At 60.5% G+C, this 25,198-nt stretch carries 21 protein-coding genes; 16 read left to right on the forward strand and 5 right to left on the reverse strand.

Annotation, left to right across the window (positions count from 1 at the left end):
• Window positions 1-16 precede the first annotated feature (16 nt).
• From glf to EIH26_RS04620, 9 genes are all read left to right on the forward strand, one after another.
• On the forward strand, window positions 17-1,129 hold the full coding sequence (glf, locus tag EIH26_RS04580) for a UDP-galactopyranose mutase (protein WP_124061094.1): 1,113 nt from the start codon (window positions 17-19) through the stop codon (window positions 1,127-1,129).
• A 255-nt stretch (window positions 1,130-1,384) separates the two neighbouring features.
• Window positions 1,385-2,053, forward strand: coding sequence for a TetR/AcrR family transcriptional regulator (locus tag EIH26_RS04585; protein WP_164470979.1), 669 nt, complete (start codon window positions 1,385-1,387; stop codon window positions 2,051-2,053).
• A 162-nt stretch (window positions 2,054-2,215) separates the two neighbouring features.
• Entirely contained in the window at window positions 2,216-2,863 is a 648-nt protein-coding gene (locus EIH26_RS04590) for a TetR/AcrR family transcriptional regulator (RefSeq protein ID WP_124061096.1), read from the forward strand.
• A gap of 149 nt (window positions 2,864-3,012) precedes the next feature.
• On the forward strand, window positions 3,013-4,044 hold the full coding sequence (locus EIH26_RS04595; RefSeq protein WP_124061097.1) for a DUF5692 family protein: 1,032 nt from the start codon (window positions 3,013-3,015) through the stop codon (window positions 4,042-4,044).
• A gap of 57 nt (window positions 4,045-4,101) precedes the next feature.
• Entirely contained in the window at window positions 4,102-4,752 is a 651-nt protein-coding gene (locus EIH26_RS04600; protein ID WP_124061098.1) for a cytochrome c3 family protein, read from the forward strand.
• Between the two features lie 16 nt (window positions 4,753-4,768).
• Window positions 4,769-5,257: an FMN-binding protein gene (locus EIH26_RS04605; protein ID WP_241152757.1), complete on the forward strand. Its 489-nt coding sequence runs from the start codon at window positions 4,769-4,771 to the stop codon at window positions 5,255-5,257.
• Between the two features lie 2 nt (window positions 5,258-5,259).
• Window positions 5,260-7,104 carry an FAD-binding protein gene (locus tag EIH26_RS04610; RefSeq protein WP_124061100.1) on the forward strand — a complete coding sequence of 615 codons (1,845 nt, stop codon included), beginning with the start codon at window positions 5,260-5,262 and terminating at the stop codon, window positions 7,102-7,104.
• A gap of 13 nt (window positions 7,105-7,117) precedes the next feature.
• Window positions 7,118-7,846, forward strand: a complete 729-nt coding sequence (locus EIH26_RS04615) for a hypothetical protein (protein ID WP_124061101.1) — start codon at window positions 7,118-7,120, stop codon at window positions 7,844-7,846.
• 445 nt (window positions 7,847-8,291) lie between these two features.
• Window positions 8,292-8,579 carry a hypothetical protein gene (locus EIH26_RS04620; protein ID WP_124061102.1) on the forward strand — a complete coding sequence of 96 codons (288 nt, stop codon included), beginning with the start codon at window positions 8,292-8,294 and terminating at the stop codon, window positions 8,577-8,579.
• On the opposite strand, the gene nrdG is transcribed toward EIH26_RS04620, so the two are convergent.
• Window positions 8,576-9,130 (reverse strand): anaerobic ribonucleoside-triphosphate reductase activating protein, encoded by a 555-nt coding sequence (gene nrdG, locus EIH26_RS04625; RefSeq protein ID WP_124061103.1) that lies wholly within the window; start codon window positions 9,128-9,130, stop codon window positions 8,576-8,578. The two genes, EIH26_RS04620 and nrdG, sit on opposite strands and share 4 nt — an antisense overlap.
• Window positions 9,131-9,194: 64 nt before the next feature.
• Window positions 9,195-11,369, reverse strand: coding sequence for an anaerobic ribonucleoside-triphosphate reductase (nrdD, locus tag EIH26_RS04630; protein WP_124061104.1), 2,175 nt, complete (start codon window positions 11,367-11,369; stop codon window positions 9,195-9,197).
• A 452-nt stretch (window positions 11,370-11,821) separates the two neighbouring features.
• On the opposite strand from nrdD, the gene EIH26_RS04635 reads away from it, so the two are divergent.
• Window positions 11,822-13,144 carry an NCS2 family permease gene (locus EIH26_RS04635; RefSeq protein ID WP_124061105.1) on the forward strand — a complete coding sequence of 441 codons (1,323 nt, stop codon included), beginning with the start codon at window positions 11,822-11,824 and terminating at the stop codon, window positions 13,142-13,144.
• A gap of 1,073 nt (window positions 13,145-14,217) precedes the next feature.
• Here EIH26_RS04635 and EIH26_RS04640 read toward each other — a convergent pair.
• Window positions 14,218-14,637 (reverse strand): flavodoxin, encoded by a 420-nt coding sequence (locus EIH26_RS04640; protein WP_124061106.1) that lies wholly within the window; start codon window positions 14,635-14,637, stop codon window positions 14,218-14,220.
• Window positions 14,638-14,712: 75 nt separating this feature from the next.
• The gene (locus EIH26_RS04645; protein WP_124061107.1) at window positions 14,713-15,423 is read right to left on the reverse strand and encodes a DUF3793 family protein; all 711 of its coding nucleotides are present in this window, start codon (window positions 15,421-15,423) and stop codon (window positions 14,713-14,715) included.
• Between the two features lie 351 nt (window positions 15,424-15,774).
• Between EIH26_RS04645 and trxB the strand changes: the two genes are divergently transcribed.
• Genes trxB through EIH26_RS04665 form a run of 4 tightly spaced genes read left to right on the forward strand, consistent with a single transcriptional unit; the run spans window position 15,775 to window position 19,691 of the window.
• Window positions 15,775-16,692: a thioredoxin-disulfide reductase gene (gene trxB, locus EIH26_RS04650; protein WP_241152758.1), complete on the forward strand. Its 918-nt coding sequence runs from the start codon at window positions 15,775-15,777 to the stop codon at window positions 16,690-16,692.
• Between the two features lie 60 nt (window positions 16,693-16,752).
• Window positions 16,753-17,835 carry a peptide chain release factor 1 gene (gene prfA / locus EIH26_RS04655; protein WP_241152759.1) on the forward strand — a complete coding sequence of 361 codons (1,083 nt, stop codon included), beginning with the start codon at window positions 16,753-16,755 and terminating at the stop codon, window positions 17,833-17,835.
• A gap of 9 nt (window positions 17,836-17,844) precedes the next feature.
• The gene (locus EIH26_RS04660; RefSeq protein WP_124061109.1) at window positions 17,845-18,888 is read left to right on the forward strand and encodes a HemK/PrmC family methyltransferase; all 1,044 of its coding nucleotides are present in this window, start codon (window positions 17,845-17,847) and stop codon (window positions 18,886-18,888) included.
• Window positions 18,888-19,691 (forward strand): MBL fold metallo-hydrolase, encoded by an 804-nt coding sequence (locus EIH26_RS04665; RefSeq protein ID WP_241152760.1) that lies wholly within the window; start codon window positions 18,888-18,890, stop codon window positions 19,689-19,691. Before EIH26_RS04660 ends, EIH26_RS04665 begins: the two co-directional genes overlap by 1 nt.
• Window positions 19,692-19,720: 29 nt before the next feature.
• On the opposite strand, the gene EIH26_RS04670 is transcribed toward EIH26_RS04665, so the two are convergent.
• Window positions 19,721-20,767, reverse strand: a complete 1,047-nt coding sequence (locus tag EIH26_RS04670; RefSeq protein ID WP_124061110.1) for an inorganic phosphate transporter — start codon at window positions 20,765-20,767, stop codon at window positions 19,721-19,723.
• Window positions 20,768-21,069: 302 nt separating this feature from the next.
• Here EIH26_RS04670 and EIH26_RS04675 point away from each other — a divergent pair, with 302 nt between their 5' ends.
• A complete protein-coding gene (locus EIH26_RS04675; protein ID WP_124061111.1) occupies window positions 21,070-23,412 on the forward strand; it encodes an ATP-dependent helicase in 2,343 nt (780 codons plus the stop codon).
• Window positions 23,413-23,548: 136 nt separating this feature from the next.
• Window positions 23,549-24,913, forward strand: coding sequence for a putative manganese-dependent inorganic diphosphatase (locus tag EIH26_RS04680; protein ID WP_124061112.1), 1,365 nt, complete (start codon window positions 23,549-23,551; stop codon window positions 24,911-24,913).
• Window positions 24,914-25,198: the final 285 nt, after the last annotated feature.

Genomic DNA, 25,198 nt, shown 5'->3' on the forward strand with positions numbered 1-25,198 from the left:
GAGGAAAGGACCCAACATGGCGCATTACGATTACCTGATCGTTGGAGCGGGGCTTACCGGGGCGATTTTCGCCCACGAGGCTTGTCGGCAGGGAAAGTCCTGTCTCGTTATCGATCGCCGCAACCATGTGGCGGGAAACATCTACACCGAGGAGATCGAGGGGATCAACGTCCATGTGTACGGGGCGCACATCTTCCACACCTCGCTTGAGAACGTATGGAGGTACGTGAACTGTTTCGCCGAGTTTAACAATTACGTAAACAGTCCCATTGCGTACTACAAGGGCGAAGTGTACAACATGCCCTTCAATATGAACACGTTCTCCCGTATGTGGGGCGTGGTGACGCCGGCCGAGGCCAAGGAGAAGATCGCCCAGCAGATCGCAGCTGAGGGCATCGGGGAGCCGCGGAACCTCGAAGAGCAGGCGCTTTCCCTGGTTGGTCGCGATATCTTCGAAAAGCTGGTGAAGGGTTACACCGAAAAGCAGTGGGGGCGCGACTGCAAGGATCTGCCTGCATCGATCATCAGGCGCCTTCCGTGCCGCTTCACTTACGATAACAACTATTTTAACGATCGCTATCAGGGTATTCCCATGGGTGGTTACACGAAGATGATCGAGCGTATGCTTGAAGGCGTAGAGGTGCGCTGTGGCGTGGAGTATCGCGATCTCGTCGCCGAGCAGCCCGATATCGCCGCGCGTACGATCTACTGCGGCCCGATCGACGGATTCTACGACTATCGTCTGGGAACGCTTGAATACCGCAGCCTGCGCTTTGAAAGCGAGACGTTGGACGAGGAGAATCACCAGGGCGTTGCGGTGGTCAATTACAACGAGCGCGAGGTGCCCTGGACGCGCATCATCGAGCATAAGCACTTCGAGTTCGGAACGCAGCCCAAAACCATTATCACCCGCGAGTACTCTGCGAACTGGCATCCTGGTGACGAGCCGTACTATCCCATCAACGATGCGCGCAACTCCGCGCTGTACGAGCGTTATCGCGAGCTGGCCGACAAGGAGGGTTCGGTGGTGTTCGCCGGCCGTTTGGGCGGCTATAAGTACTACGACATGGACAAGGCGATTGCGGCGGCATTCGACTTGGTGGAAGACGAATTGGGAGTCCGGCTGTAGCGAATGTGCCCGAGAAAGGCTGTCCAGGGGCCTGCGTCCGCTCAAAAGACCAGGCCCTTTCATGTTTCTTAGAAGCCTCCGGAACGAAGATGCGCGAGAGCAAAAGCTTAACCCGACAAAGAGAATCATCGTGTATCAGGTTATTTATTTTACTAATAACTCGATTGCGTCTCAACGTCACATGCGGATTACATCAGATATTCTCACTATGCTACAGTACGGGCCAAAGTTGGGTCGTGCAAAAGGATGGAAGCTATGGCTCGTCATCCAGAAAAACCTGTTGTAAACCATCTTCGTGCAGGTGAGCTTCGTCGCAAGGAGCTTATCGAAGCCGCTCGGTACGTGTACGAACAGAAGGGGATCGAGCGCGCCTCCGTCAAAGACATCACCGATCATCTGTACGTGACGCGCAGCCTCTTCTACCACTATTTCACCGACAAGGACGATATAACTGAATGGGTTCTTCTGACGTACGTCAGGGACTTCGTCAAGCTGGCGCATCGGTGGAACGAGCGCCGTGTGCGGGGCGACGTGCGCACTGCGGTGTTCCAGTGCGTGCGCCTGTTCCGCCAGGCGGTGTTCGATAGCAATCCCTTGCGCGAAGAGATAGCCGGATCGGCCCGCGCCGATCGGTATCTGAGCTTCACGTTTCGATGCGCCGACGAGGTGACGAGGTTCTGCCTGCGCGAGATGATTCCCGAATACAGAAGGTTTCACCCATTCGATTTGGCTCACCCGTATGAAACGGTCTATCTGCTGCTGTTCGGACTGGTGGGTCTCGTCCGACGCTATCCCGACACATCCGATGACGTGATCGCCGACATCGTTATCAGCACGCTTCGTCTCGAATCTGGTTGGGAGAGGGCGCAGGCGAGGCCCATCCCGCTGTCCTCCGGTTCTCCTTGGTGTTTATCAACCGTTTGATAGCGCCTGAAATTTTCATCAGGACTTCAGACAATAAAATTACTTCTCCTTACAACACCTGTTCAGGGCGTTGACACTTTTTGAAATCTGTTCATTGACGCACTGTCAAATATGAATATATTATGTGCCTATGTTCGGATAGAGGCAGATGGAGAGGTTGCCATGACGGTCGCAGCGCCTGGACAGAGCGAGCATGCGCCCATTGCAGAGCTTCGGCGAACCGATATCGTCGAGGCGGCTCGCAGTCTGTACGAGAGAAAGGGCATCGGCAACACGTCGGTTAAAGACATTGCGGCCGAGGTGGGCGTGACGCGCAGTTTGTTCTATCACTACTTCGAGAACAAAGACGACGTCACCGAAGCGGTTCTCGATACGTACGTTCAGGATTTCGTCGAGTTGGTTCGGTATTGGAACGCTTCGCGCGAACCCGGAAACGTGCGCAAGGCTCTGTCCGAGAGCGTCAAGGTGATTCGCAGGGGTCTGTTCGATAATAATTCCTTGCGTAAGGATCTTGCCAACAACGAGAATGCGGGTTTGTATCTGAAGTTCGCCTCGCGCGTATCTGAAGCGCTTGCCCGCTACATCACCGACACCACGGTGGTCGATTACTCCCGGTACCACGAGATCGAGATCGATCACGTATTCGAGACATTCTATGTGCTGATCAGCGGATTGGTGAGCTACATGCGCTACAACCCCGAAGCGCCCGACGAGGTGCTGGCGGATATCGTCGCCCAGACCCTGCGGTTGGATCTGGATTACGTCCCTAGCGCGTCGAGGTGCGCGTTTTGCGTGACGGAGGCCGTGTAGCGGCGAGACGCTTGGCAGAGAGCTAGGCGGGTTCATCCGCCTTGGTGCATATGCAGGAAGCGCCCGAAGGGGGCTTGGGCTCTTGCATCTAAAAAGGGGATTGGTTCCGGTTCGATATCGGAATGAGCGAACGGCGTAAGGAGGAAGCGATGTTATTCGAGGTGTACGGCGACCATGCGCTATACCAATGGCTTGGCTGGGCGATGGTGTTCTGCGGTTTGATCTTGCTGAACGAGGTTGCGCGCCGCTCAAAGGCGGGCGGCATTTTCATGTTCGTCGCCCTGCCCATCGTGATGACCGTATACTGCGTCGTCGTGACCGCTGCGGCGGGCGCGGGTTTGGATTGGGGCGTGAACAATCCTACCGTGGTGTTCCAGAACGGCTGGTTCCACTACGCGAAGGTGTATGCGGCCCTGGCCGGTTGCATCGGCTTCATGATCTTGAAGTACCGGTGGGGAAAGCTCGGGAAATCCCACATGTTCAAATGCTTCCCGTTCGTGATCGTCGCCATCAACATACTCATTGCGGTGATCTCGGACTTCGAGTCGGCGGCGCATTTCTTCACGGGGGATTTCTTCATGCAGAACGGCTCGCCGGTATGGGTTACCTCCGAGCACGCGACCCAGGTATGCGGATGGAACAACGTGTTCAACGGCGTTGCGGGCATCCTCAACATCTTCTGCATGACCGGCTGGTGGGGCATTTACGTGTCGAAGAAGAAGCACGACATGCTATGGCCGGATATGACGTGGGTGTTCATCATTTCCTACGACCTGTGGAACTTCTGCTATACCTACAACTGCCTGCCCAACCACGCTTGGTACTGCGGTTTGGCTCTGCTGCTTGCTCCGACGGTTGCCAATGCGCTGTGGAACAAGGGAGCGTGGATTCAGAACCGTGCGTACACGCTTGCCATTTGGTGCATGTTCGCCCAGGTATTCCCGACGTTCCAGATAAGCTTCCCTGATATGGGCGTTGACAGCATCTTCGCCGTCCAGTCGACGCTGAATGCGACGACGAACACGACGGTGTCGCTGGTTGCGCTTGCGGCCAACGTGGCGGCGCTGGGTTATGTGGTCTATCGCGCCAAGAAACTGGGGGTCAACCCGTATACCCACGAGGTGTTCACCGGCACGCGCGACTTCGACCGCGCGATGGAGCGCCGCGAGGCTGCGGCCTAGATACGAGATCGGATGCCCCTGCCGCGTTGGGCGGCAGGGGTAAGAGAAAGGGAAGCTATGCCTGACAAGGACACGGGTTCTCCGTTTGCGCCCGAAGGCACTCGAAAGCGACCGCAGGTAAAGCGCAAGCGCTGGGCAATCGCAGGATGTATCGCCGCGGTTCTGGTTGCGCTGGGGGTCGGGTTCAACGTGTGGCATGCGACGCCGCAGTTCTGCAATGCGATCTGCCATCAGCCCATGGATTCGTACGTCGAAGGGTACCTGGAGAGCGAGCAGCCCATCATGGCCGCGCATCGCGAAGCGAACGTACGGTGCCTCGACTGCCACCCCGCCACGCTGAAAGAGCAGGTTGCCGAAGCGACCTCCTGGATGCGGGGGGATTTCAAGGTGGATGATCGGGGTAATCTGGTTGATCAGGGTATTTCGTTCGATTACAAGAAGTGCACGAGCGGCGGATGCCACGATTTCGAGGACATCGCCTCGTCCACTCGGGACTGGGGCGGTCAAAAGGGTGTGAACCCGCATTTCAGTCATCAGTACTACGGAGGAGAGGACTCGGGCGAGGTTCTGGCCGGATCGATGGGAGCCTATGCGATGGACTGCTCGTATTGCCATTCGTCGCACGGTACCTCCCAGATGTGGTGTAACGGATGCCATGATTTCAAGACGCCGGACGGCTGGGAAAACCCAGCGGCATCGCGGCGGTAAGGAAGGGGGATTTATATTGAAACCCCAAGTTATCGTAATAGGTGGCGTAAGCGTGGCCATGGCTGCGGGCCTTGTGGGGTGCGGGGCGTCGTTTGAGGGGTCCGGCTCCAAGGACGCCGCCAGCGCCGAGCAGTTGGCCATCCACACGCCCAACACCTGGATCGACCGGGCTCCGCTTGAGCGGAAGACGGCAAGCGGATCGTATGCCGACGGCACGTACACGGGCGTCGCGAAGGGTATGGACGGATTGATCACCGTGACGTTGCGGGTGGAAGGAAACGTCATCGCCTGCACGCAGATGACCCAAGAAGGCGAGACCCAGAGCGTGGGGGGCTACGAGGCTATCCGCGACGGGGTGTACGCCCGCATGATCGATGCGGCCCAAGACAGCGAGATCGATGCGATCTCCGGCGCCACCATCACGACGCAAGCCGTGCGCGACGCCGTTGCCGATGCGCTTTCCCAGGCCGCAGCCGCATCGGTAAGCGCGCAGAAGGAGGGTTAGACATGTCGGACAACGGACAGGAACAGATGAACGGCTGCTCCCGTCGCGACTTTCTGGGTATGGCGTTTGCGGCAACCGCCGGTGCGGTGGCGGCCAATGCGACGCCCCTGAACGCGTTCGCGGTCGAACGGGGGTTCATCGGCGATTGGTCGGCTGACGGCTCTCGTGCCGTTGCCGTCCCCGACAGCGCTCAGGGAAACGGATCGGGTGGAGGGGATGCAACGTACCGCGATCATTTCGCCGCTGCGTTTCCGGCAAACGACGCAACTCCCATCGCACCGCGTCCCGTACCTGCAGCATGGGATTACGAGTGCGATGTTGTGGTGGTGGGAGCGGGCGGCGGCGGCCTGAACGCGGCGGCCCGTTCGGCCGAGCTGGGCGCGCAGACCATCTGCGTGGAGTCGGCCGGGCTGCAGGGGGGAAACGCCCAGTCTGCCGGCATGTGCGCGATCTTGGGTGGATCCCGTTTGCAGGAAGAGCGGCGCTTCGCGCTGCCCTCGTATCCGTTCGACGCTCAGAAGATGACCGACTGGGCGATGGACGAGTATCACTTTGCGGCCGATCCGCTGCTCATCCACCGCATCGCCGAAGGCGGGGGCAAGTGCATCGATTGGATGGCCGACTGCGGCGTTCAATGGCGGTTGGGCGAGATTCCGGTGTATGTGGCTCCGAAGAACTCGACGCTCGATCATCATGTTCTCAAGATGAAGGACGCCACCGATGCGATGTTCAGCTACGGGTTGCGCAAAGGGGTCGACTTCCACTTCCAGTGTCCCGCGACGGCCCTTGTCCAAGACGACAGCGGACGCGTGGTGGGCATCTACGCGAAAGAGGGTTACGAGCGCGAGATCTCCATTCACGCGAGAAAGGCCGTTATTCTTACGGCGGGAGGCTTCTGCAACAACAAGGCGCTGCTCGATAAGTACATTCCGACGGCTGCCATGGGTTGCGCATCCAGCTATCTTCCTTTGGGGGAGACGGGCGAGTGCTTCCGCATGGGACTGGGCGTTTTGGCCGACGTGTCCGGTTTCAACAGCTCGGCATCGTTCGATGGCGGTGTGGATTGGGCTTCCGAGGGAGGTCAGTGGGCGCGCTTCCTATACGACGGCATGACGCAGCTCTCGCGTCAGCCCTGGCTTACCATCGATCGTGCGGGCAACCGTCTGCGCTATATGGACTCGCGTGTGAAGAAGGACGGGGCGGCGGCCATCTATGCGCTGGGAGATTTGGCGACGGTGCAGATGACGCCTCCGGGGCACCGTTCGTATATCATATTCGATTCGAAGTTTGAGGATCATCTTGCGGGGTTCGCCCAAGAGCATTGCCGCAAGCTGATCTCGCCCGACCTCGAACAGATCGAGAAGATTCCCGAGCATTACCGCGACTGGCATCACGGCGTCGAGGACGCTATCGAGGCCGATGTTCTGAAGAAGCGCGACACGCTTGAGGAGTTGGAGGCCGACCTGGGCTTTGGCGAGGGGATCCTGGTCGGAGCCGTTGAGAAGTGGAACGAATGCTGCCGTAAGGGCAAAGACGACTTCATGTACCCCATGCCCGAGGAATGGCTGCACGAGGTGGCTACTCCGCCGTTTTACGGATGCCGTATCGGAGGCAATCTGTACGGCACGAAGGCCGGTCTCATGATCAACGATCGCATGCAGGTTGTCAGCACGTCGGGTCGCGTTATTCCCGGCCTGTACGCCGGCTGGCATACGGCAGGGGGCGCATGCGGTGAGAACTCGTATGTGGGCGACGTCATTCTGGGTTCGCTTTTGGGCGACGTGAGCCTGGCGTTTTGCGGCGGATACCTGTGCGGAACGTTCGCCAACGATGCGGAACTCGACTAAGGAGGGGTGATACATGTTTGCAGCTCTGAAGAAGGGCGTCGCTCCGTTCGGGTCGGTGTTTCTGGGCGGATTGCTTGTCGCCCTGTTCGCACGCATCGGAGTGTTCGCCCTCGATGCGGCCGGGGCGTTTTCGTACAGCTATCGTGCGGCGACTGCTCCGTATATCCAGACGGGTTCGACGCTCGACCAGCTGTGCATGGCGCTTTCAGGTGGAACCTTGATCGGATTCATGGTCGCAAGCGGTCTGGCGATGGCGCTTGCGGTTGCGACGGTGCTGGTGTTCGCCTACGTGTATCGCGGTGAATCCGGCCGCTGTGCGGCGGGGCCCGCCCTGGTGTGGGGCGCGGTATGCGTGGCGGTGTCGTTGGTGTGTCTCGGGGTGATCGTGGCCGGCCTGTTCTCGGGCGTTCAGCTGCATCAGATAGCCAGCAAGGGCGGTGTCGAAACGAAGATCGTGCTGCTGATGGTTCTGTTATGCGCTGCGACGCTGGTGGCCGCCGCATGCGTCGGGCTCTCCTCGGCCCTTCGCGGCGGTGCGGAGGGCTGGTTCAAGCGCGTGATGCTGAGGTTTTCTGCATGTGGCGCGCTGGTTTGCGTGGCTACGGCCGGCTCGTTCGGGGCCGTCAACGCCGAGCTCGTCTCGCTTCCGTGGGTATCGGGATGGATGCTGTGCGCGATCGCGCTTAACGCCGGGATGATCGCGCTGTTCTCACGCGAAGCCGCTTCCGGGGTTTCTCGATAGGGGTTCCGAGAAGGGATTTTTGGTAGGTTGGCCTAAACGGCTCCGGCGTCGGTTGCGTCGGGGCCGTTTTTGTGGTTCTACCCAAGGAAACGATCGGGATTCGAGTCATGTGAGAGCCCTCGTTTTCTCTGTCGCGCGAAACCCCTTTCCGCGTTCGCTTTTTCCGCGCGGGTGAGATACCCTCGGCGCATCCCTTCGGCAGCTGCCTCGCGTGCCTGGCCGATGCCCATCGTTGCAGATGCGGATACGATGGCGCTGGCGTAGGGTGTTTTTAGCCGAAGAGGCCATGCGGTTGCGGGGGACGGATGGATGCGGCGCGCTTTGTTTTCGGGTTCGGTGAGAAAAACGTGCAGGCGGTGTGGAACGTTGCCGATACGCTCCATTTTCCGCGCAAGCGGAGCATAATCGGATGCGAACAGCGTTCGTTTTTCGAGGGAGCGTAGGAATGGCGGAGGTTCTAGAGGCGCTGATGCTGGTCAGCTTCGGTCTTTCGTGGCCGCTGAACGCATGGAAGGGATACAAAGCCGCAACTGCTGCGGGAAGCAGTTGGCAGTTCATCGGCCTTATCACGTTCGGATATCTGGCAGGTATTGCGGCGAAGTTCGTATCGGGGCAGGTTACCTGGGTGCTTGCGGTGTATGTCGTCAATCTTGTGGCACTTGGTGCGAACTGGGCCGTGTACTTCCGCAACCGCCGTCTGGATGCTCGGCGCGAGACGGTCTCGGCAACCTAGTCCATGGTGTGGGTCGAGTAGACCTTCAGGTCTTGCCATAGCCGCACGCTCCCCGCTGCGCGCGTGGCGGGGACGTCGATGATGCGTTGGTTTTCGGATCCCCTGAACCGCAGGGTGATGTTCTTCGATTCCTCGACGAAAGGGCCGTCTACTAGAACGTCGATGCGTTCGAGGATGCGGTCGGTAAAGGGAGTATGGCGCTCGCTTTCCGGGTCGGTAAGATCCTCGTAGAGATCCCCCGTATAGATCCAAATGGTCTTCGTGCTTCCATAGCGGCTTCGCACTGCTTCGACAAGTTCGAGCACGTCCTGTTGGTTGCGCGGCTCCATGGGCTCTCCGCCCAGGACGGTGAGGCCTTCGACGTAAGAAGGCCCCAAGCTTTCGACGACGCGCTCCATTACCTTTGCGTCGAACCGGTCTCCGTAGTCGAACGACCAGGTTTCGCGCTGGAAGCAGTGCTTGCAGCGATGTGTGCATCCCGAAACGAACACCGAGGTGCGGACGCCCTCGCCGTTGGCGATATCGAAGAACTTTATGTTTCCGTATTTCATGAGATCACCCGGCCTTCAAGGGCGGCGCGTGAGCGAGGCGGCAGCCGCGTTTCAGAATCTGGAACTACAGATGCAGAACGCGGTCTTTGATCTCGGCCGTGCGACCCTGGTTCCAGAACTGGGTGCCGATGTATCCGCAGGTTCGACGTGCGACGTTCAGCTTGTCCTGGTCGCGGTTGCCGCAGTGCGGGCACTCCCACACCAACTTGCCGTCCTCTTCGATAATCATGATCTCGCCGTCGTATCCGCATTCCTGGCAATAGTCGGACTTCGTGTTGAGCTCGGCGTACATGATGTGGTCGTAGATGAACTGCATGGTTGCGATGACGGCCTTCAGGTTGTCCTGCATGTCGGGCACCTCGACGTAGCTGATGGCTCCGCCGGGGGACAGCGGCTGGAATTGGCTTTCGAAAGCCAGCTTGTCGAAGGCGTCGATGTTTTCGGCTACATGCACATGGTAGCTGTTGGTGATGTAGCCGCGATCGGACACGCCCTTGACGATGCCGAAGCGGCGCTGCAGCGCTTTGGCGAACTTGTAGGTGGTGGACTCGAGCGGGGTGCCGTAGATGGAGAAGTCGATGTTGTGCTCGGCCTTCCACTGGGCGCACTTGTCGTTCATATGCTGCATGATCTGCAACGCGAGCGGCGTAGTTTCGGGATCGGTGTGGCTGCGCCCGGTGAGGGCGAAGACGCATTCGTGCAAGCCGGCGTATCCCAGGCTGATGGTCGAGTAGCCTCCGTACAGCAAACTGTCGATGACCTCGCCCTTTTTCAGGCGCGCAAGCGCTCCGTGCTGCCACAGGATGGGCGCCGCGTCGGACAGCGTTCCCTTCAGGCGGTTGTGGCGCGCCATGAGGGCCCGATGGCACAGTTCAAGCCGCTCGTCGAATATGGTCCAGAACCTATCGAGATCCCCTTCGGCGGACAGAGCGACGTCGGGTAGGTTGATGGTGACGACTCCCTGGTTGAAGCGGCCGTAATACTTCGGCTGTCCGTTTTCGTCCACGTAGGGGGTAAGGAAGCTGCGGCATCCCATGGGGGTGTAGCAGTGGCCGTTGCCGTCCTTGTCGATTTTGGAGCGTTTCATGATCTTTTCGGACACGTAGTCGGGAACCAGGCGCTTGGCGGTGCACTTGGCTGCGAGCTGCGTGAGGTAGAAGTACGGCGAGCCCTCGGCGATGTTGTCCTCTTCCAGCACGTAGACCAGCTTGGGAAACGCCGGCGTGATCCAGACGCCCTCTTCGTTCTTCACGCCTTGGTAGCGCTGGCGCAGGGTCTCTTCGATGATCATGGACAGGTCGTGCTTCTCGGCTTCGCTGCGCGCTTCGTTCAGGTACATGAACACGGTTACGAACGGAGCCTGGCCGTTCGTGGTCATGAGGGTGACTACCTGGTATTGGATGGTCTGCACGCCGCGGCGGATTTCGTCGCGCAGGCGTCCTTCGACGACTTCGTCGATGCGGTCGGATGCGGCTTCCAGACCGAGGCTGTTGATCTCGTCGATGACTTCGCGGCGGATGCGACGGCGGCTGACGTCGACGAACGGCGCGAGGTGGGACAGCGAGATGGACTGTCCGCCGTACTGGCTGGATGCGACTTGCGCGATGATCTGCGTGGCGATGTTGCAGGCGGTCGAGAAGCTGTGGGGCTTTTCGATGAGGGTGCCCGAGATGACGGTGCCGTTTTGAAGCATATCCTCGAGGTTCACCAGGTCGCAGTTGTGCATGTGCTGGGCGAAGTAATCAGAGTCGTGGAAGTGGATGATGCCCTCTTTGTGCGCCTCGACCACATCGGGTGGCAGCAGCTTGCGCATCGCGAGGTCTTTGGAGACCTCTCCGGCCATGTAGTCGCGTTGCACGGAGTTGACCGTGGGGTTCTTGTTGGAGTTTTCCTGCTTGACCTCTTCGTTGTTGCATTCGATGAGGGCGAGGATCTGATCGTCGGTGGTGTTCTTGTGCCGCTTCTGGTTTTGCAGATAGCGGTAGATGATGTACTTGCGGGCGACCTCATAGCAGTCCAAGCGCATGATCTCGTCTTCCACCATGTCCTGGATCTCTTCGACCGACACGGTGTGGCCCGATGCCTCGCACAGGTCCGCCACGTTGGCGGCGGCGTACATGACTTGGCGCTCGGTCAGGCGCTGGTTTTCCTTGACCTCTTTGTTCGCAGCCGCGATCGCGTTGGCGATCTTGGTGACGTCGAAGGGGACTTCGGATCCGTTGCGCTTGATGATCTTCATGGACGGGACCTCTTTTCCGAGTGGTTGGGCAACGCGGTCGCAGATGCGATGCGCGATGGGCGGGGGTATGTTTGGGTAGGTTGCAAATCGATGCGGCTATCATACGTCAAACGGATCCAGGATGTAAGCCCCGTGGACACAATATATTGTGTCCACGGGGCTTACATCTATCAATAAGTAGTGTTATTCCAGTTCGTAGAGGGGTAAAGGCATTGTCAACGCTTCGGTAGCGTTTCGCTTGCCGGTGCGACTGGGGGCGTATGCCAACGAGGGGGTTTCGCTCGCATGCGCTGCGACGACCTGCGCACCTCTTGAAAGGGCGGGATTGCAAGAGGTTTGCACGTGGCTTTTCGGTGTAAAATCTCACCGTGGTTTTCATCGCAGGGAGGGCGCGCGGCATACGTTGTGCCGGCAGTTCGTTTGCGCTCTCGGTTGGGAAGGAGAAAAAGGGAGTGGATCAGTTCTTCAAGATTTCCGAAAGGAAGAGCACGGTTGGAAACGAGGTCATCGGTGGTTTGACTACGTTTCTGGCCATGGCTTACATCATTGCGGTCAACCCGCTGATGATGAGCATCGCAGGCATCCCGTTCGATGCCGCTCTTACGTCGACGTGCTTCGGCGCGGCCATCATGACCATCGCCATGGGCATCTTCGCCAACCGTCCGCTGGCGCTTGCCTCGGGCATGGGCATCAACGCGATCGTCGCTTACAGCCTGTGCGGCGCGACTGCGCTGGGCGTCGATTGGCGTGTTGCGATGGCGGTCATCTTCCTGGAAGGCGTGCTCATCCTCGTGCTGGTTCTGTGCGGGCTTCGCAAGGCCATCATGGACGCCATTCCCGTCAACGTGCGGCGCGCGATCGGCATCGGCATCGGTCTGTTCGTGGCGTTCATCGGTCTCAAGGGCGGCGGCATCATCGTCGGCAACGAGGCCACTATTCTCACGCTGGGCGATCTGACCAGCGCTCAGTGCATCGTGGCGTTGGTGGCTATCGCGCTCGCCGTTGTGCTTGAAACCCTGAAGGTGAAAGGCACGCTGCTTATCTCCATCGTCGCGGCCACCATCGTGGGCATCCCCCTGGGCGTGACGGTTATGCCCACCACCATGAATTTCGGTTTGGACTTTTCCGCGTTCGCAGCGCCCTTCCAGATCGATCCGCAGTCCAATACCGTGGCCATCCTGCAGGTCGTGACGACTCCGGCCTTACTCATGTTCGTCTTCTCGCTTCTCATGAGCGATTTCTTCGACACTATGGGTACGGTTATGGGTGTGGCCGATCGCGCCGACTTCGTTGACAAGGACGGCAACATCGAGGATATCCAGCCCATCCTCATGGTCGACTCGGCTGCCGCGGTGCTGGGCGGTTTCTTCGGCGCGAGCTCCATCACCACCTATGCCGAGAGCACCGCGGGCGCGGTCGCGGGCGCGCGTACGGGTCTGTCCAACGTCATCATCGGCGTCCTGTTCGCCGTGTTCGCCTTCTTCGCGCCGGTGATCGGCATGGTTTCGGCTCCCGCGACCTGCGGCGCGCTTGTGGTTGTGGGCTATCTGATGATGACGGGCGTGGGCGAGATCGACTGGACCTCCATGGATTCGGCGTTCCCCGCGTTCATCACCATCATGGGTATTCCGCTGACCTACTCCATCACCGACGGCATCGGGTTCGGTTTTGTGTCCTACGTGGTTATCAAGGTTGCCCAGGGCAAGATCGGCGAGATCAAGCCGCTTATGTGGGTTGCAACGGTAGCGTTTTTCCTCATGTTCATATTCGCGTAGGAATCGCGTACGCCGCTTTCCTTCGTTTCTGGATATCGAGCCGAGCGCCCCATGGATCATGGGGCGCTCGGCATGTATGGGGCACCCTCAAATGCGATGAGCGCGCGTGAGGTTTCGCGTATTGTGTAAAAGAACGCGATCAACAATGACGTAGGCGGAAACCCGGCGGGCGCAACGTTCGTTGGGCTTGGTGAGTGCGGAGGGCTAGGTGCTCGGAATGGTATTCGGTAATTGTTCGGAAGCTTCTCGGCTTTCGCATCTGCGGAAAGCGGCAAGCGTGAGAGCAAGGGCTTGCAGGGTCGCTGTCCTCGTCGCGGCGGCTGCCGCCCTCGGCGTGGGAGGGGCTTTTGCCACGGGGATCCTCAACTTGTCGGGGGTCTACTGCTGAGCTGCACGCGGCGGCGGAGGTTCGGCCGGTCGCCGCTAAAGAGCTGAAACCCAACGGGAACGGCACGTACACGCTCGATCTCACGCTGAGGGGCTCTTCCACCTCTGCGAAAAATTCTAGCAGGTCAGACGTTACTTTGGTCATCGACACCTCGGGCAGCATGCTGTATCCGACCGATGGGATGGTTCGCTCTGCAAGCTCTATCGGATCGAATATGGCCAACACCAAGGCCTACGTGAAAGTGGGGGAGTACTACTACCCGGTTGCTACGTACGGTAACTCTCTGTGGGTTGAAGAGTCGCGCAAAACTGCCTCGCTTCCAGCTGGGGCCAACTACTACGGATTGGGCAAGGTGTCTTATTCTACGGGCGGAGAAAGCTTCGTCGATTCTTTCAGGATCGTCAGCAAAGGCTACCTGGTTGTCGGTGAAAAAGACACCAACTGGGTTCTTAAGTCCGACAAGATTGCCCAAACGCGCTGGGGAGCAGCGTTCGGGGGCGCTGTCCGGGAGGAGGACCTTTCAATGCGGCTTTACTCCCGACAAGCGCCGTTTTGGCTTGTCGCCGGTCCGTTTCGCCCGTTTCGAGCAAAAGGCCCCGCATCGGTATCGATGCGGGGCCTTTTTGTTGTTCGATCAAGTTGCCTCTGCGGTGCTCGCTGCGTCTTTCGACGCTTTCCGGAAGCCCTAAACGAGCAGGGCTCCGACGCGCATGCACTCGGCGGATGCTTCGTCATCGGGATAGTCTTTCGCGATCAGAGAGTCGACGACGTTGACGCCGGCAGATTCTGCGCGCTGTTCCCACAGTTCCATCCATTCCCCGTCGTTCCAGTCGTACGAGCCGAACAAGACCACCTTGCGGTCGCCAAGCAGGGGCTCGACTTCGTCGTACATGGGAAGGAACTCGGTGTCTTCGAGCTCTTCGTCGCCCATGGCAGGGCACCCGAAGGCGATGGCGTCGTATCCGTCCAGCTTGTCGGCTCCGAAATCCGATGCCTGTATGATGCTGACCTTAGCCCCCTTGGCCGATGCTCCCTGCGCGATCAGGTCGGCCATAGCTTCGGTGTTCCCGGTTCCGCTCCAGAAAACCACTGCGACGTTACTCATGTTCGTGCTCCTCACTCATTCGTTGCCGTTCAGGTAAAACCGTTCGCGTTCGCCAAGGAAGCGCATGCGAGGGCGCTATCGTGCGCTCGCATGCGACTCATCGGCTTTAAGGCGTGCTTGCCTTGCATCTACGGGGATGTGCAGGCGCGCGAGCTCTTCGATGGGGACTCCTTCGCGGAAGAGCGTGCGCATTTGCTTCGTGCACGACCGGAAGCATCCGAAGCAGGTTTGCGCGTCGCGCTCGTTCGAATACACCTTCCAGCAGCCGCATGCCAGGCAGTTTCGTCCCTGGTTTTCGATGAACCCGATCACATCCTCAAGCGGATAGCCCAGAAACAGGCCGATCTCGTGAGGGAATCGACAGGCGTGTGCGCACGAGGTGGACGCGTCGGTCTCGGCGATGCGCCGTCTCATGCGTTCGATGTGGGGCTTGACAGAGCAGGTGTTCGGATAACCGTAGCTTTGCAGGAAACGCATAGGCTTGGTTTGTCGCAGCGTGCGGACAACCATGTCGGGACGGTACACGTACACGAGCGCGCCGAAGGGCCGCGTCGCGAGGATATCGACGAAAACGCCCAACGGAGCAAGTTTGACTTGGGCTTCTCGAAGGGATCGGGAGAAGGATCCGCCAGGTACGTCTTTTGAGCCCTTGAAGGCGCTCTCGTTGGCGGCAAGGGAGGCTTTTGCGTCGAAGGGTACGTTGAACAGGCCCCCCGATTTGATTCCCCCCAACACGGGAGCGCAGTGGTGCACGATCATGCTTTCGAGGGTCTTCGTTCCGTTCATCGCAAGCCTCCTTTCGACACTTGAAAGTAAAACAGCGCTAACTTAAAGAAGTTATCTGAGGTTGTCAATAGAGGGATGCCGATCCGTCCTTGGATTTCCCGTGAGTGTCGCACCGTGCTGGCCAGCGGAGCTGAAAAGCGGGTTTCGGTTGAGATGGGAGGTTGGGGGCGCGATCTTTCGGCGTGAAAAAGGAGGTGCGCGAGGTTGACGCTCTTGGCGAAACGGGGATCGTTATGTAACGTTCGTGCAACTTCGCTTGATCGAATGTGCGGATAATAATATTGTACACAATTGATTTAAGAGACAGCAAAGGAAGGGGCGTTCATGAGCTCTGGAACCGAAGGAAGAGACATGCTTGATGTGGCTGTTGTCGGCGCCGGTCCCGCCGGTCTGACTGCCGGCCTGTACGCTGCGCGCGCCGGTTTGAACGTATCGGTGTTCGAGCGCATATCAGCAGGCGGACAACTCGCCCAGACCGAGATCATCGAGAACTATCCCGGGTTTCCCGAAGGTACGGGCGGCTTCGAGCTCGCTTTCGCGATGCAGCAGCAGGCTGTGAACTTCGGTGCCTCCATGGCTTCCGAAGACATTGTCTCGGTTGACTTCTCCGTCTCTCCCAAAGTGCTGCGAACGGCCAGCGGCAAAGAGATCGAAGCGCGCACCGTTATCGTTGCGACCGGAGCCCGCCCACGTAATCTGGGAATCGATCGGGAGGATGAGCTGAAGGGCCGCGGGGTGTCGTATTGCGCGACTTGCGACGGCAACTTCTTCCGGGGCAAGACGGCCGTCATCGTCGGCGGCGGGGACACCGCGGCCGCCGATGCGATCTACCTGTCGCGCATCTGCGAGAAGGTGTACCTGGTTCACCGTCGCGACAAGCTGCGTGCAACGGCCGTTTACCATAAGCGCCTTGAAGCGCTTCCCAACGTCGAGTTTGTGTGGAACTCCGTTCCCGATCAGCTGGTTTCGGGGGATAACGGCACGGTATGCGCCTTGCGTGTGAAGGGCGTCGCAAGCGGTGAAGTGCGCGAGATCGCCACCGATGCGGTGTTCGTGGCCATCGGCACCGTTCCCAACACCGAGTTTCTGGGCGATGCGCTCGAGCTTGATGAAAGGGGATACATCGTTTCCGACGAAACCGGCCATACGTCGGTTGCGGGCGTGTTCGCCGCCGGCGATGTGCGCACGAAGACCCTTCGCCAGGTTTCAACTGCGATTTCCGATGGTGCGCAGGCTGCGGAGAACGCTGCGGAATTCGAGGGAATCTGATAGCATGGTTCCTTGTGCTTAAACGAAAGAGTCTGTTTCGAAGCGACGAAGGAATATCCCATGCAGGAAGCGAATATGCGCGAGAAGCTCGAGAAGATTATCAAGGCCTACGAGGAACTTCAGGTCAGGATGGGCGATCCCGAGGTTCTCGGCAACCAAAAAGAATACAACCGCCTTGCCAAGGAGTACGCGAACCAGGGTCCGCTCGTTGCCCAGGCCCGCGCTTACGTCGAAGCCGAAGACGATCTTGCTGCGGCCAAAGAAATGCTGGCGGATCCCGATATGAAGGAGTTCGCCCAGGAAGAGATCGCCGCAATTGAGGCGAAGCTGCCCGGCATCGCCGAAGAGGTGAAGTTCATGCTCATTCCGGCCGATCCGGCCGACGAGAAGGACACCATCGTCGAGATCCGCGGTGCGGCGGGTGGCGATGAGGCGGCCATCTTCGCCGGAGATCTGTTCAATATGTACGAGCGCTTCGCCTCCTCCCGCAAATGGAAGATCGAGGTTCTGTCTTCCAGCCCGTCTGAGGCCGGCGGGTTCAAGACCATCGAGTTCAAGATTTCGGGCGACAAGGTGTATTCGGTCATGAAGTACGAAAGCGGCGTCCATCGCGTGCAGCGCGTTCCCAAGACCGAGAGCCAGGGCCGTATCCAGACCTCCACGGCGACGGTGGCGGTTCTTCCCGAAGCCGACGAGGTCGAGATCGACATCAATCAGAACGACCTGCGCATCGACGTGTACCGAGCCGGCGGTCCGGGCGGTCAGTGCGTGAACACCACCGACTCGGCGGTGCGCATCACGCATATCCCGTCGGGTTTGGTGGTTCAGTCGCAAGATCAGAAGTCCCAGCTGCAGAACAAGATCGCGGCCATGGCCGTCCTCCGTGCCCGCCTGTACGACAAGATGCTGGCCGAGCAGCAGGCCGCCGAGGGCGCGGCCCGTCGCAGTCAGATCGGATCGGGAGACCGGTCGGAGAAAATCCGTACGTACAACGCTCCCCAGGATCGCGTGACCGATCACCGTATCGGCTACAACGGCACGTACAACGGCGTGCTGCTGAACGCGGGGGGAGCGGGCTTGGCCGAGCTTATCACGGCGCTGCAGGCCGCCGACCGCGCGAAGAAGCTCGAAGCGGCCGTGTAGGGAAGCCCAATGCCCGATTCTACCGAAACGTGGACCGTTCGCCGCATGTTGGAGTGGACCGAGGCGTACCTGGGTCGCAAGGGGGACGATAATCCCCGACTGTCGGCTCAGTGGCTGGTGGGGGCCGTATGCGGTCTTTCGCGTGTCGGCCTCTACACCGCGTTGGACCGTCCGCTCGATCCGTCCGAGCTCGAGCGGATGCGGGCGTTCGTCCAGCGTCGCGGGGCGGGGGAGCCGCTGCAATACATCATCGGGGAGTGTGCGTTTCGCCATATCGTCCTCAAAACCCGCAAGGGCGTGCTGATTCCCCGTCCCGAGACCGAGGTGCTGGTAAGCGAAGCGCTCGCGCTGCTTCCCGCACGCCCGGCCGCGCGTCGGGCCGAAGACGGTCTCGTCGAAGCGCTTGCGGCCGAGGCCGAGCGCATCGAGGGCGATCCTGCGGCAAGCGGGGTTTCGGATCGAACAAGGGAGCTTTTGCTGGCCGCGCGGGAAAGAGCGCGGGCCGAAGAACCCGAGGGACTTCTGGTGGCCGACCTGTGCACCGGTTCGGGCTGCATCGCCTGCTCGCTGGCCTACGAGCATCCGCTGGTGAGCGCGTTTGCAACCGATATTTCTGCCGAAGCCGTGGATCTTGCCCGACAGAACGCTTCCGATCTGGGGCTGTCTGATCGCGTCAAGGTGCTTTCGTGCAGCTTGGGCGGAGGTATCCCCGAACGGTATCGCGGTCGCATCGATCTGGTCGTTTCCAACCCGCCCTATGTCCCCACCGATGTTTTGGGCGGCATGCCGCGCGAAGTGGCGGACTTCGAGCCTTCGCTGGCCCTCGACGGGGGAGACGACGGCTTGGACGTGTTCAGACCCCTTGCCTCTTGGGCTTTCGCGTTTCTCCGCCCGGGAGGTGCGCTGGCGGTCGAATTGCACGAGACCTGCCTCGATGATGCCGCCGCCTACGCCGGCTCCCTTGGGTTCGCCTCCGTGCGCATTGTGCGCGACCTTGCGGATCGCCCGCGCATCCTGTGCGCGGTCAAGCCGGATACCCCGATGAGCGCGTGATGGAGCGGGTGTTCAGGCTTCACGTTCTTGCAAGCGGCAGTTCGGGCAATGCGTCGATAGTCGAGGATACGAACACGGGAAAAGGCGTTCTCATCGACTGCGGGATCTCCAAGCGGGCGTTTCTGGAGGGCTGCGCGGCAACGGGGTTCGATCCGTCCGGTTTGGAAGCGGTGGTCGTCACTCACGAGCATGCCGACCACGTGAAGGGCCTCGGCGTCGTAATGCGCGGGCTTTCCAAGCTGGGGCACCGTCCGCCCCTTTATGCCCCCGCGGCTTGCGTGAGCGCCTCGAAAGCCCTTTCCGATCTCGGATCCGATTTCGAGATGAGATCGTTTTCGGATGCCGATCAGATATCGGCGGCGGGAATGAGCATCCATCCGTTTCGCACCGCGCACGACGCAGCGGCATCGTTCGGGTTCCGCTTCGAGTGCGGGGGCGACGCCCTGGGATTCGCAACCGACACGGGCATGGTTTCGCCGCAGGTGCGCGAGGCTCTCGGCGATGTGCGCATTCTGGGGCTCGAGGCCAACCATGGGCTGAAGATGCTGGATGCGGCCGACTATCCGGCCTATGTGAAGAGCCGCATCGCATCCGATCGAGGGCATCTCAACAACGACCAGAGCGCTTCTGCGCTGCGGACGCTTCTATGCCCGCGGCTCGAGGCCGTGGCGGCGCTCCATGTTTCCGAGAACGCCAACACCTACCGCGCTGCGCGCGAAGCACTGTCGGGCGTTGTTCAGCAAGAGGGTCACCATGCGTCGGTGCAGGTGGGATACCAGCGACGCCCGATCCTCGTCGGGTGAGGAGCGGCGTTTGCAGAAGCGTCGCTGCGCTAAAGCATCATGAAGGCCTTGGCCAGAAGAAAGCCGATCAGCCCGCAGCAGGGGAAGGTGAGGATCCAGGCCAGCACCATGTTCTTGGCGATGCCCCATTTCACCTTGCGGGGGTTGTTCGAAGCGCCGACGCCCATGATGGACGCGGTGCTCGCGTGGGAGGTGGAGACGGGCATGCCGGTCATGCTGGAAATGAACAGGGTGACGATCGTGCCCGAGGTGGCCGCCGCTCCCTGGTACTTCTCGAGGTTCACCATGTCCATGGCCACCGACTTGATGATGCGCTTGCCCCCCAGAAACGTGCCCAGCGAGATGGCAAGCGAGCAGATCAGCATGAGCCACAGGGGAAACCCGGTTCCCTCGAACGATTCCGAGCCGAAAGCCAGTGCGATGCCCAGAAGGCCGATGGACATGAATTTCTGGCCGTCCTGGGCTCCGTGGAGAAACGACAGGAGCGCGGCGTTGATGTTCTGGACCATCGTGAAGCGATTGTTGGCCACCTTGCGGTTCATCGATCCGCAGAGCTTCTCGAGGATCCGCACCGCGACCCATCCCAGGGCGAATCCGGCGATCAGTGAGAAGGCCATGCCGTAGACAACCTTCACCCATTCGGAGGGCACGACGCCCGCCCACCCGTTCAGCGCGATGGCGCCGCCGGTGATCCCGGCGATGAGCGAATGGGACTTAGAAGCGGGAATGCCCAGAAACCAGCAGATAAAACCCCAGATGATGGATCCGATCATCGCTGCTTCGAGCGCCATCAGCGCTTGGTGCGTATCGCCTTGGAAATTCACCATCGAGAACATGGTGTGGGCGACGGCGGTGGAGATGTAGGTCATGAGGATGATGCCCAGCAGGTTGAACACCGCAGCCACGACAAGCGCGCAGGTCGGCGTCATGCAGCGGGTCGATACCGCGGTTGCGATGGCGTTGGGGGCGTCGGTTGCCCCGGAGATGACGGTCACGCCGATAACCAGGAAGATGATGACGGCGAGGGAGGGGTAGACAGCGACCTGTTCGATGAACGCGCCGAGTGTGAGTTCCATCAGACTCCTTATGCATATACCGGGCCACCCGCCCGATTACATTGCCCGGTACATTCTAGCGTATCTGCGCAAAAGCAAGACAAGGGGTTTGAACGAGAGAATAAACTCACGCTTGATTCGGTTTTTTATTCAAGAAGGTCTTCGGCGCGTCTCCGGTTGCGCTTCTCATCTATAATACGGAAGGCCCTCCGCTTGCGGGAAACCTCAGGCGGACTGCCGTTTCAACGATATCGAATCCCCCGATCAAGATGGAATCGTAACCGCGGGACCAGCTGTCCGCGCGATCGAGGAAGGTGCGCTCTATGTCGATCGATCTTTCCGTGCTCAACGGCCCCCAGCGTCAAGCGGTCGAATGCACCGAAGGTCCCCTGCTGGTTTTGGCGGGCGCTGGATCGGGAAAAACGCGCGTGCTCACCTACCGTATCGCGCATCTGGTGAACGATCTGGGCGTAGCGCCGTGGGAGATCCTCGCCATCACGTTCACGAACAAGGCGGCCAAAGAGATGCAGTCGCGCGTCGCCGGCATCATCGGCCCGCGATCGCGCGGCATGTGGGTCTCTACGTTTCACAGCATGTGCGTGCGCATGCTGCGCGCCGACGCCGAGCGTCTGGGATTCTCGCGCAATTTCACCATCTACGACGATTCCGACTCGAATCGCCTGGTTAAAGAGATCATGGCCGAACTCGACATCGACCCGCGCCGCTTTCCCGTCAAAGCGCTGCGGGGACGTATCTCCCAGGCTAAAAACGAACTCGCGGTTCCCGGAGACTTCGCAGCCCGCGTGAGCGATCCAGTGGGGAAGGTTGCCGCGCGCGTGTACGAGCGCCTGCAGGATCGTCTGCGCAAGGCCAACGCGTTCGATTTCGACGATCTTTTGCTGTACGGGTACCTGCTGCTGAAGCACTACCCCGATGCGCTTGCGGCTTACCAGGAGCGGTTCCGCTACATCATGGTGGACGAGTACCAGGATACCAACCATGCCCAGTACGAGATCACGCGCTTGCTGGCGGCCCGGCACCGCAACATCATGGTCGTGGGCGACGACGATCAGTCCATCTACTCGTGGCGCGGAGCCGACCTGCGCAACATCCTCGACTTCGAGCAGGATTACCCGAGCTGCACCACCGTCAAGCTGGAGCAGAACTACCGAAGCGTGGGCAACGTCTTGAAGGCCGCCAACGCCGTGATCGCGAACAATGCCGAACGCAAGGTGAAGAACCTGTTCACCGAGGCGCAGGACGGCGATCCGGTGAAGGTGTACTGCGCCTCTGACGAGCGCGATGAGGGCCGCTGGATCGCCGGGCGCATCGAGCAGCGCCATGGCGACGGCATGAGCTACAACCAGATGGCGGTTTTCTACCGCACGAACGCCCAGTCGCGCATGATCGAGGATATGTTCCTGCGTGCGGGCGTGCCCTACCGCATCGTTGGCGGAACGCGCTTCTTCGAGCGCCAGGAGATCTCCGATGTGATGGCGTACCTGACGTGCGTGGTGAACCCTTCCGACGACATTGCGGCCAAGCGCGTGGTCAACGTGCCGCGGCGCGGCGTGGGAAAGACCACGATCGAGCTTGTGGAGGGCCGCGCTCGCGAGGCCGGCACGACGTTTCTGCAGGAAGCCGAGATGGCTCTGGCCGATCAGTCTCTGCGCGCTGCGACGCGCTCGGCGTTGGGGGAGTTCCTGGGCATTCTCGAGGCCGGCCGCTCGTTTTCGGGCGATCTGAGACGGGTGGTCGAGGCCATCATCGAGCGATCGGGCCTCATCACGGCGCTTGAAGCCGAAGGAACCGACGAGGCGCGCGGCCGCATCGACAACATCCGCGAATTCCTCGGCGTCGTCGACGAGTTCGCCGATACGCATACCGATGAAGATGCGCTGTTCGAGGCCCCCACGATCTCTTCCGGCGAGAGCGGGTCGCCGCGCCCCGAAGTGCGCACGTTGCGCGGCGATTCCCTGGCCGACTTCATCGAGTGGGTGCGCCTGCGCACCGATCTGGATGCCGCGGGAGACGATGGGAATGCGGTGACGCTCATGACCGTGCATGCGTCGAAGGGCCTCGAGTTCGATTGCGTGTTCGTGGCCGGCATGGAGGAATCCCTGTTTCCCAGCGCGCGTTCGATCCAGGAGTCGGCCAGTGTTGAGGAGGAGCGCCGGCTTGCCTACGTCGCCATCACGCGCGCGCGCAAATATCTGTACCTGACGTATGCCAGCCAGCGCACCATCTACGGCCAGACGCAGGTGAACCCGGTTTCGCGCTTCGTTCACGAGATCCCCCCCGAGGTGCGCAGTGCCGTGGGCGTGGGTTCGGCTGGTTTTGCGGGTACGGGCTGGGAGAAGCGCGGCAGCCGCCGCGGTATCGCGGGGTCGGGCGCGGAGGCGGGCGAAGGCCGCGTGTTCGGCCGTTCGAGCGCGCACGGTGCGGGCGAGCGCGCGCGTCGCGGCCGGACGCGCTTCGATTCGGCGTCCGATGCGCAAGCGGGCGCGCGCGCGAGCTTTTCGGCGGGCGATAGGGTAAGCCACAAAACCTTCGGCACCGGCGTGATCACCAAGGTGGACGGAGACACCATCTTCGTGAAGTTCTCGAAAACCGGACAGGTTAAGAAGCTGCTGAAAGACTACGCTCCCATCGTGAAGATGGGCTGAGGCGCCCCCGCTTCGGCATTTGCCGGGAGAAATCGTCCGTACGGCATCGAAACGCATTCGCGTCGCAGGATTTGGCTAGAATGATCGGGATATCCTGCATCTGCGGCTTTTCGCCGCCCCGATCCGAGGAGCCTTCATGTCTTCGACCATCATCGTCATCGGACACCGCAATCCCGACAACGATGCCATCAGCTCGGCGGTTGCCTACGCCTATCTGAAAAACGCCGTCGCTGCACGCGATGCCGCCGACGGGTGCGAGCCCGATCGCTACGTGCCTGCCCGTCTGGGGCCGCTGCCCCCCGAGACTGCCGGCGTCTTTGGACGCTGCGGCATCGAGGCGCCCCGCATGATCGGGCACGTGCATGCGCGCGTTTCCGACGTGATGACGCGCAACCCCGTTTCCATCAACCGCCACGCCACCTTGCTCGAGGCCGGACGCATGCTGCGCAAGCACAACATCCGCGCTCTCGTCGTCACCAACGACGACGGGACGTACCGGGGCCTGGTCACCACCCGCATGATCGCCGAGCGATACATCTCGGCCACCGACGTCCTCACGCAGGGCTCATCCCAAGACGCCGTCGCCGCCGACCTCATCGCCTCGCTCGATCAGGCGGTCGACGAGATCCTCGAAACCGAGGTGCTCGTGCTCGATGCCGAGGTTATCTTGAAAGAGGCTATCGACGACCTGATGGCAAGCCCCCTTCGCGAGGCGGTGGTGCTCGATGACGACGGGTGGGCCGTCGGCATCGTCACGCGCTCCGATGTGGCGGTGAGGCCTCACCGAAAGGTGATCCTGGTCGATCATAACGAGCGTCGGCAGGCCGCTCCCGGCATCGACGAGGCCGAGGTCGTCGAGATCATCGACCATCACCGCATCGGCGATGTGTCCACCGTCAACCCCATCAGGTTCCTGAATCTGCCCGTCGGATCGTCGGCGACCATCGTCGCCTTGGAGTTCCAGCGCGAAGGCATCCGAATTCCCGCGGATATCGCCGAGATCCTCCTATCGGCGCTCATGACCGACACCGTCATCCTGAAGTCTCCCACGGCCACGCCCACCGACGAGCGCATCGCCGCTTATCTGGGCGAAGTGCTGGGGGTCGATCCGATGGAGTTCGGAATGGGCGTCTTCAAGCTGCGCGGGGGCGACGAGCACATGCCCATCGACAAGTTCGTCGGCGCCGACGCCAAAGAGTTCCAGGTGGGGGACAGCGTCGTGCTCATCGCGCAGCACGAAACCGTCGATCTGCAGTCCTCGCTTGCCCGGGAGCGAGAGATCCGCGCCGAGATGCGGCGCCTTCTGGAGGCGGGAAAGTACGAGTTCGTGCTTCTCATGGTGACCGATATCATCGCCGAGGGAAGTCAGTTTCTGTGCGAGGGCAACCGCAAGCTGCTCAACCGTGCGTTCGGCATATCGTGCACGGGCAGGGGAGGCACCTGGATGCCCGGCGTCCTGTCACGCAAAAAGCAGGTGGCCGCGCGCATCCTGGGGTCGTAGGCCCGCCTTCGCCGCAACGTTGTTGTGCGTTCGGCGGCGGCTTTCTGCCGCAGCTCGCTGGGACCGGCCACGCGAATTTCGACGGCGGTCTCCGCGGATCGGCAACACCGGGGTTTCCGGTGTGTTCTCTCTGTGGAGACAAAGTAGATACGCCCGGATGCGTGGCGTTTGACAACCCAGATGGCGGGTGATAGTGTTTGCCAGCGCGTCTGATGAGGCGCTTGTTCTGCCATGCCCGAACTCACGCGGGAAGGCGGGACGAGAGCTTAGGCGCCTCGGTTCGAC

Origin of the sequence: Gordonibacter sp. Marseille-P4307, assembly GCF_900604965.1 — a bacterium.
Classification (GTDB): Bacteria; Actinomycetota; Coriobacteriia; order Coriobacteriales; family Eggerthellaceae; genus Berryella.

Coding starts and splice junctions, on each gene's coding strand:
- EIH26_RS04665 (WP_241152760.1), top strand. CDS start 18,888: ATGGAGCGGGTGTTCAGGCTTCACGTTCTTGCAAGCGGCAGTTCGGGC.
- EIH26_RS04670 (WP_124061110.1), bottom strand. CDS start 20,767: ATGGAACTCACACTCGGCGCGTTCATCGAACAGGTCGCTGTCTACCCC.
- trxB (WP_241152758.1), top strand. CDS start 15,775: ATGCTTGATGTGGCTGTTGTCGGCGCCGGTCCCGCCGGTCTGACTGCC.
- EIH26_RS04615 (WP_124061101.1), top strand. CDS start 7,118: ATGTTTGCAGCTCTGAAGAAGGGCGTCGCTCCGTTCGGGTCGGTGTTT.
- nrdD (WP_124061104.1), bottom strand. CDS start 11,369: ATGAAGATCATCAAGCGCAACGGATCCGAAGTCCCCTTCGACGTCACC.
- EIH26_RS04600 (WP_124061098.1), top strand. CDS start 4,102: ATGCCTGACAAGGACACGGGTTCTCCGTTTGCGCCCGAAGGCACTCGA.
- EIH26_RS04680 (WP_124061112.1), top strand. CDS start 23,549: ATGTCTTCGACCATCATCGTCATCGGACACCGCAATCCCGACAACGAT.
- glf (WP_124061094.1), top strand. CDS start 17: ATGGCGCATTACGATTACCTGATCGTTGGAGCGGGGCTTACCGGGGCG.
- EIH26_RS04590 (WP_124061096.1), top strand. CDS start 2,216: ATGACGGTCGCAGCGCCTGGACAGAGCGAGCATGCGCCCATTGCAGAG.
- EIH26_RS04645 (WP_124061107.1), bottom strand. CDS start 15,423: ATGAACGGAACGAAGACCCTCGAAAGCATGATCGTGCACCACTGCGCT.
- EIH26_RS04610 (WP_124061100.1), top strand. CDS start 5,260: ATGTCGGACAACGGACAGGAACAGATGAACGGCTGCTCCCGTCGCGAC.
- EIH26_RS04620 (WP_124061102.1), top strand. CDS start 8,292: ATGGCGGAGGTTCTAGAGGCGCTGATGCTGGTCAGCTTCGGTCTTTCG.
- EIH26_RS04675 (WP_124061111.1), top strand. CDS start 21,070: ATGTCGATCGATCTTTCCGTGCTCAACGGCCCCCAGCGTCAAGCGGTC.
- EIH26_RS04595 (WP_124061097.1), top strand. CDS start 3,013: ATGTTATTCGAGGTGTACGGCGACCATGCGCTATACCAATGGCTTGGC.
- nrdG (WP_124061103.1), bottom strand. CDS start 9,130: ATGAAATACGGAAACATAAAGTTCTTCGATATCGCCAACGGCGAGGGC.
- prfA (WP_241152759.1), top strand. CDS start 16,753: ATGCAGGAAGCGAATATGCGCGAGAAGCTCGAGAAGATTATCAAGGCC.
- EIH26_RS04585 (WP_164470979.1), top strand. CDS start 1,385: ATGGCTCGTCATCCAGAAAAACCTGTTGTAAACCATCTTCGTGCAGGT.
- EIH26_RS04660 (WP_124061109.1), top strand. CDS start 17,845: ATGCCCGATTCTACCGAAACGTGGACCGTTCGCCGCATGTTGGAGTGG.
- EIH26_RS04640 (WP_124061106.1), bottom strand. CDS start 14,637: ATGAGTAACGTCGCAGTGGTTTTCTGGAGCGGAACCGGGAACACCGAA.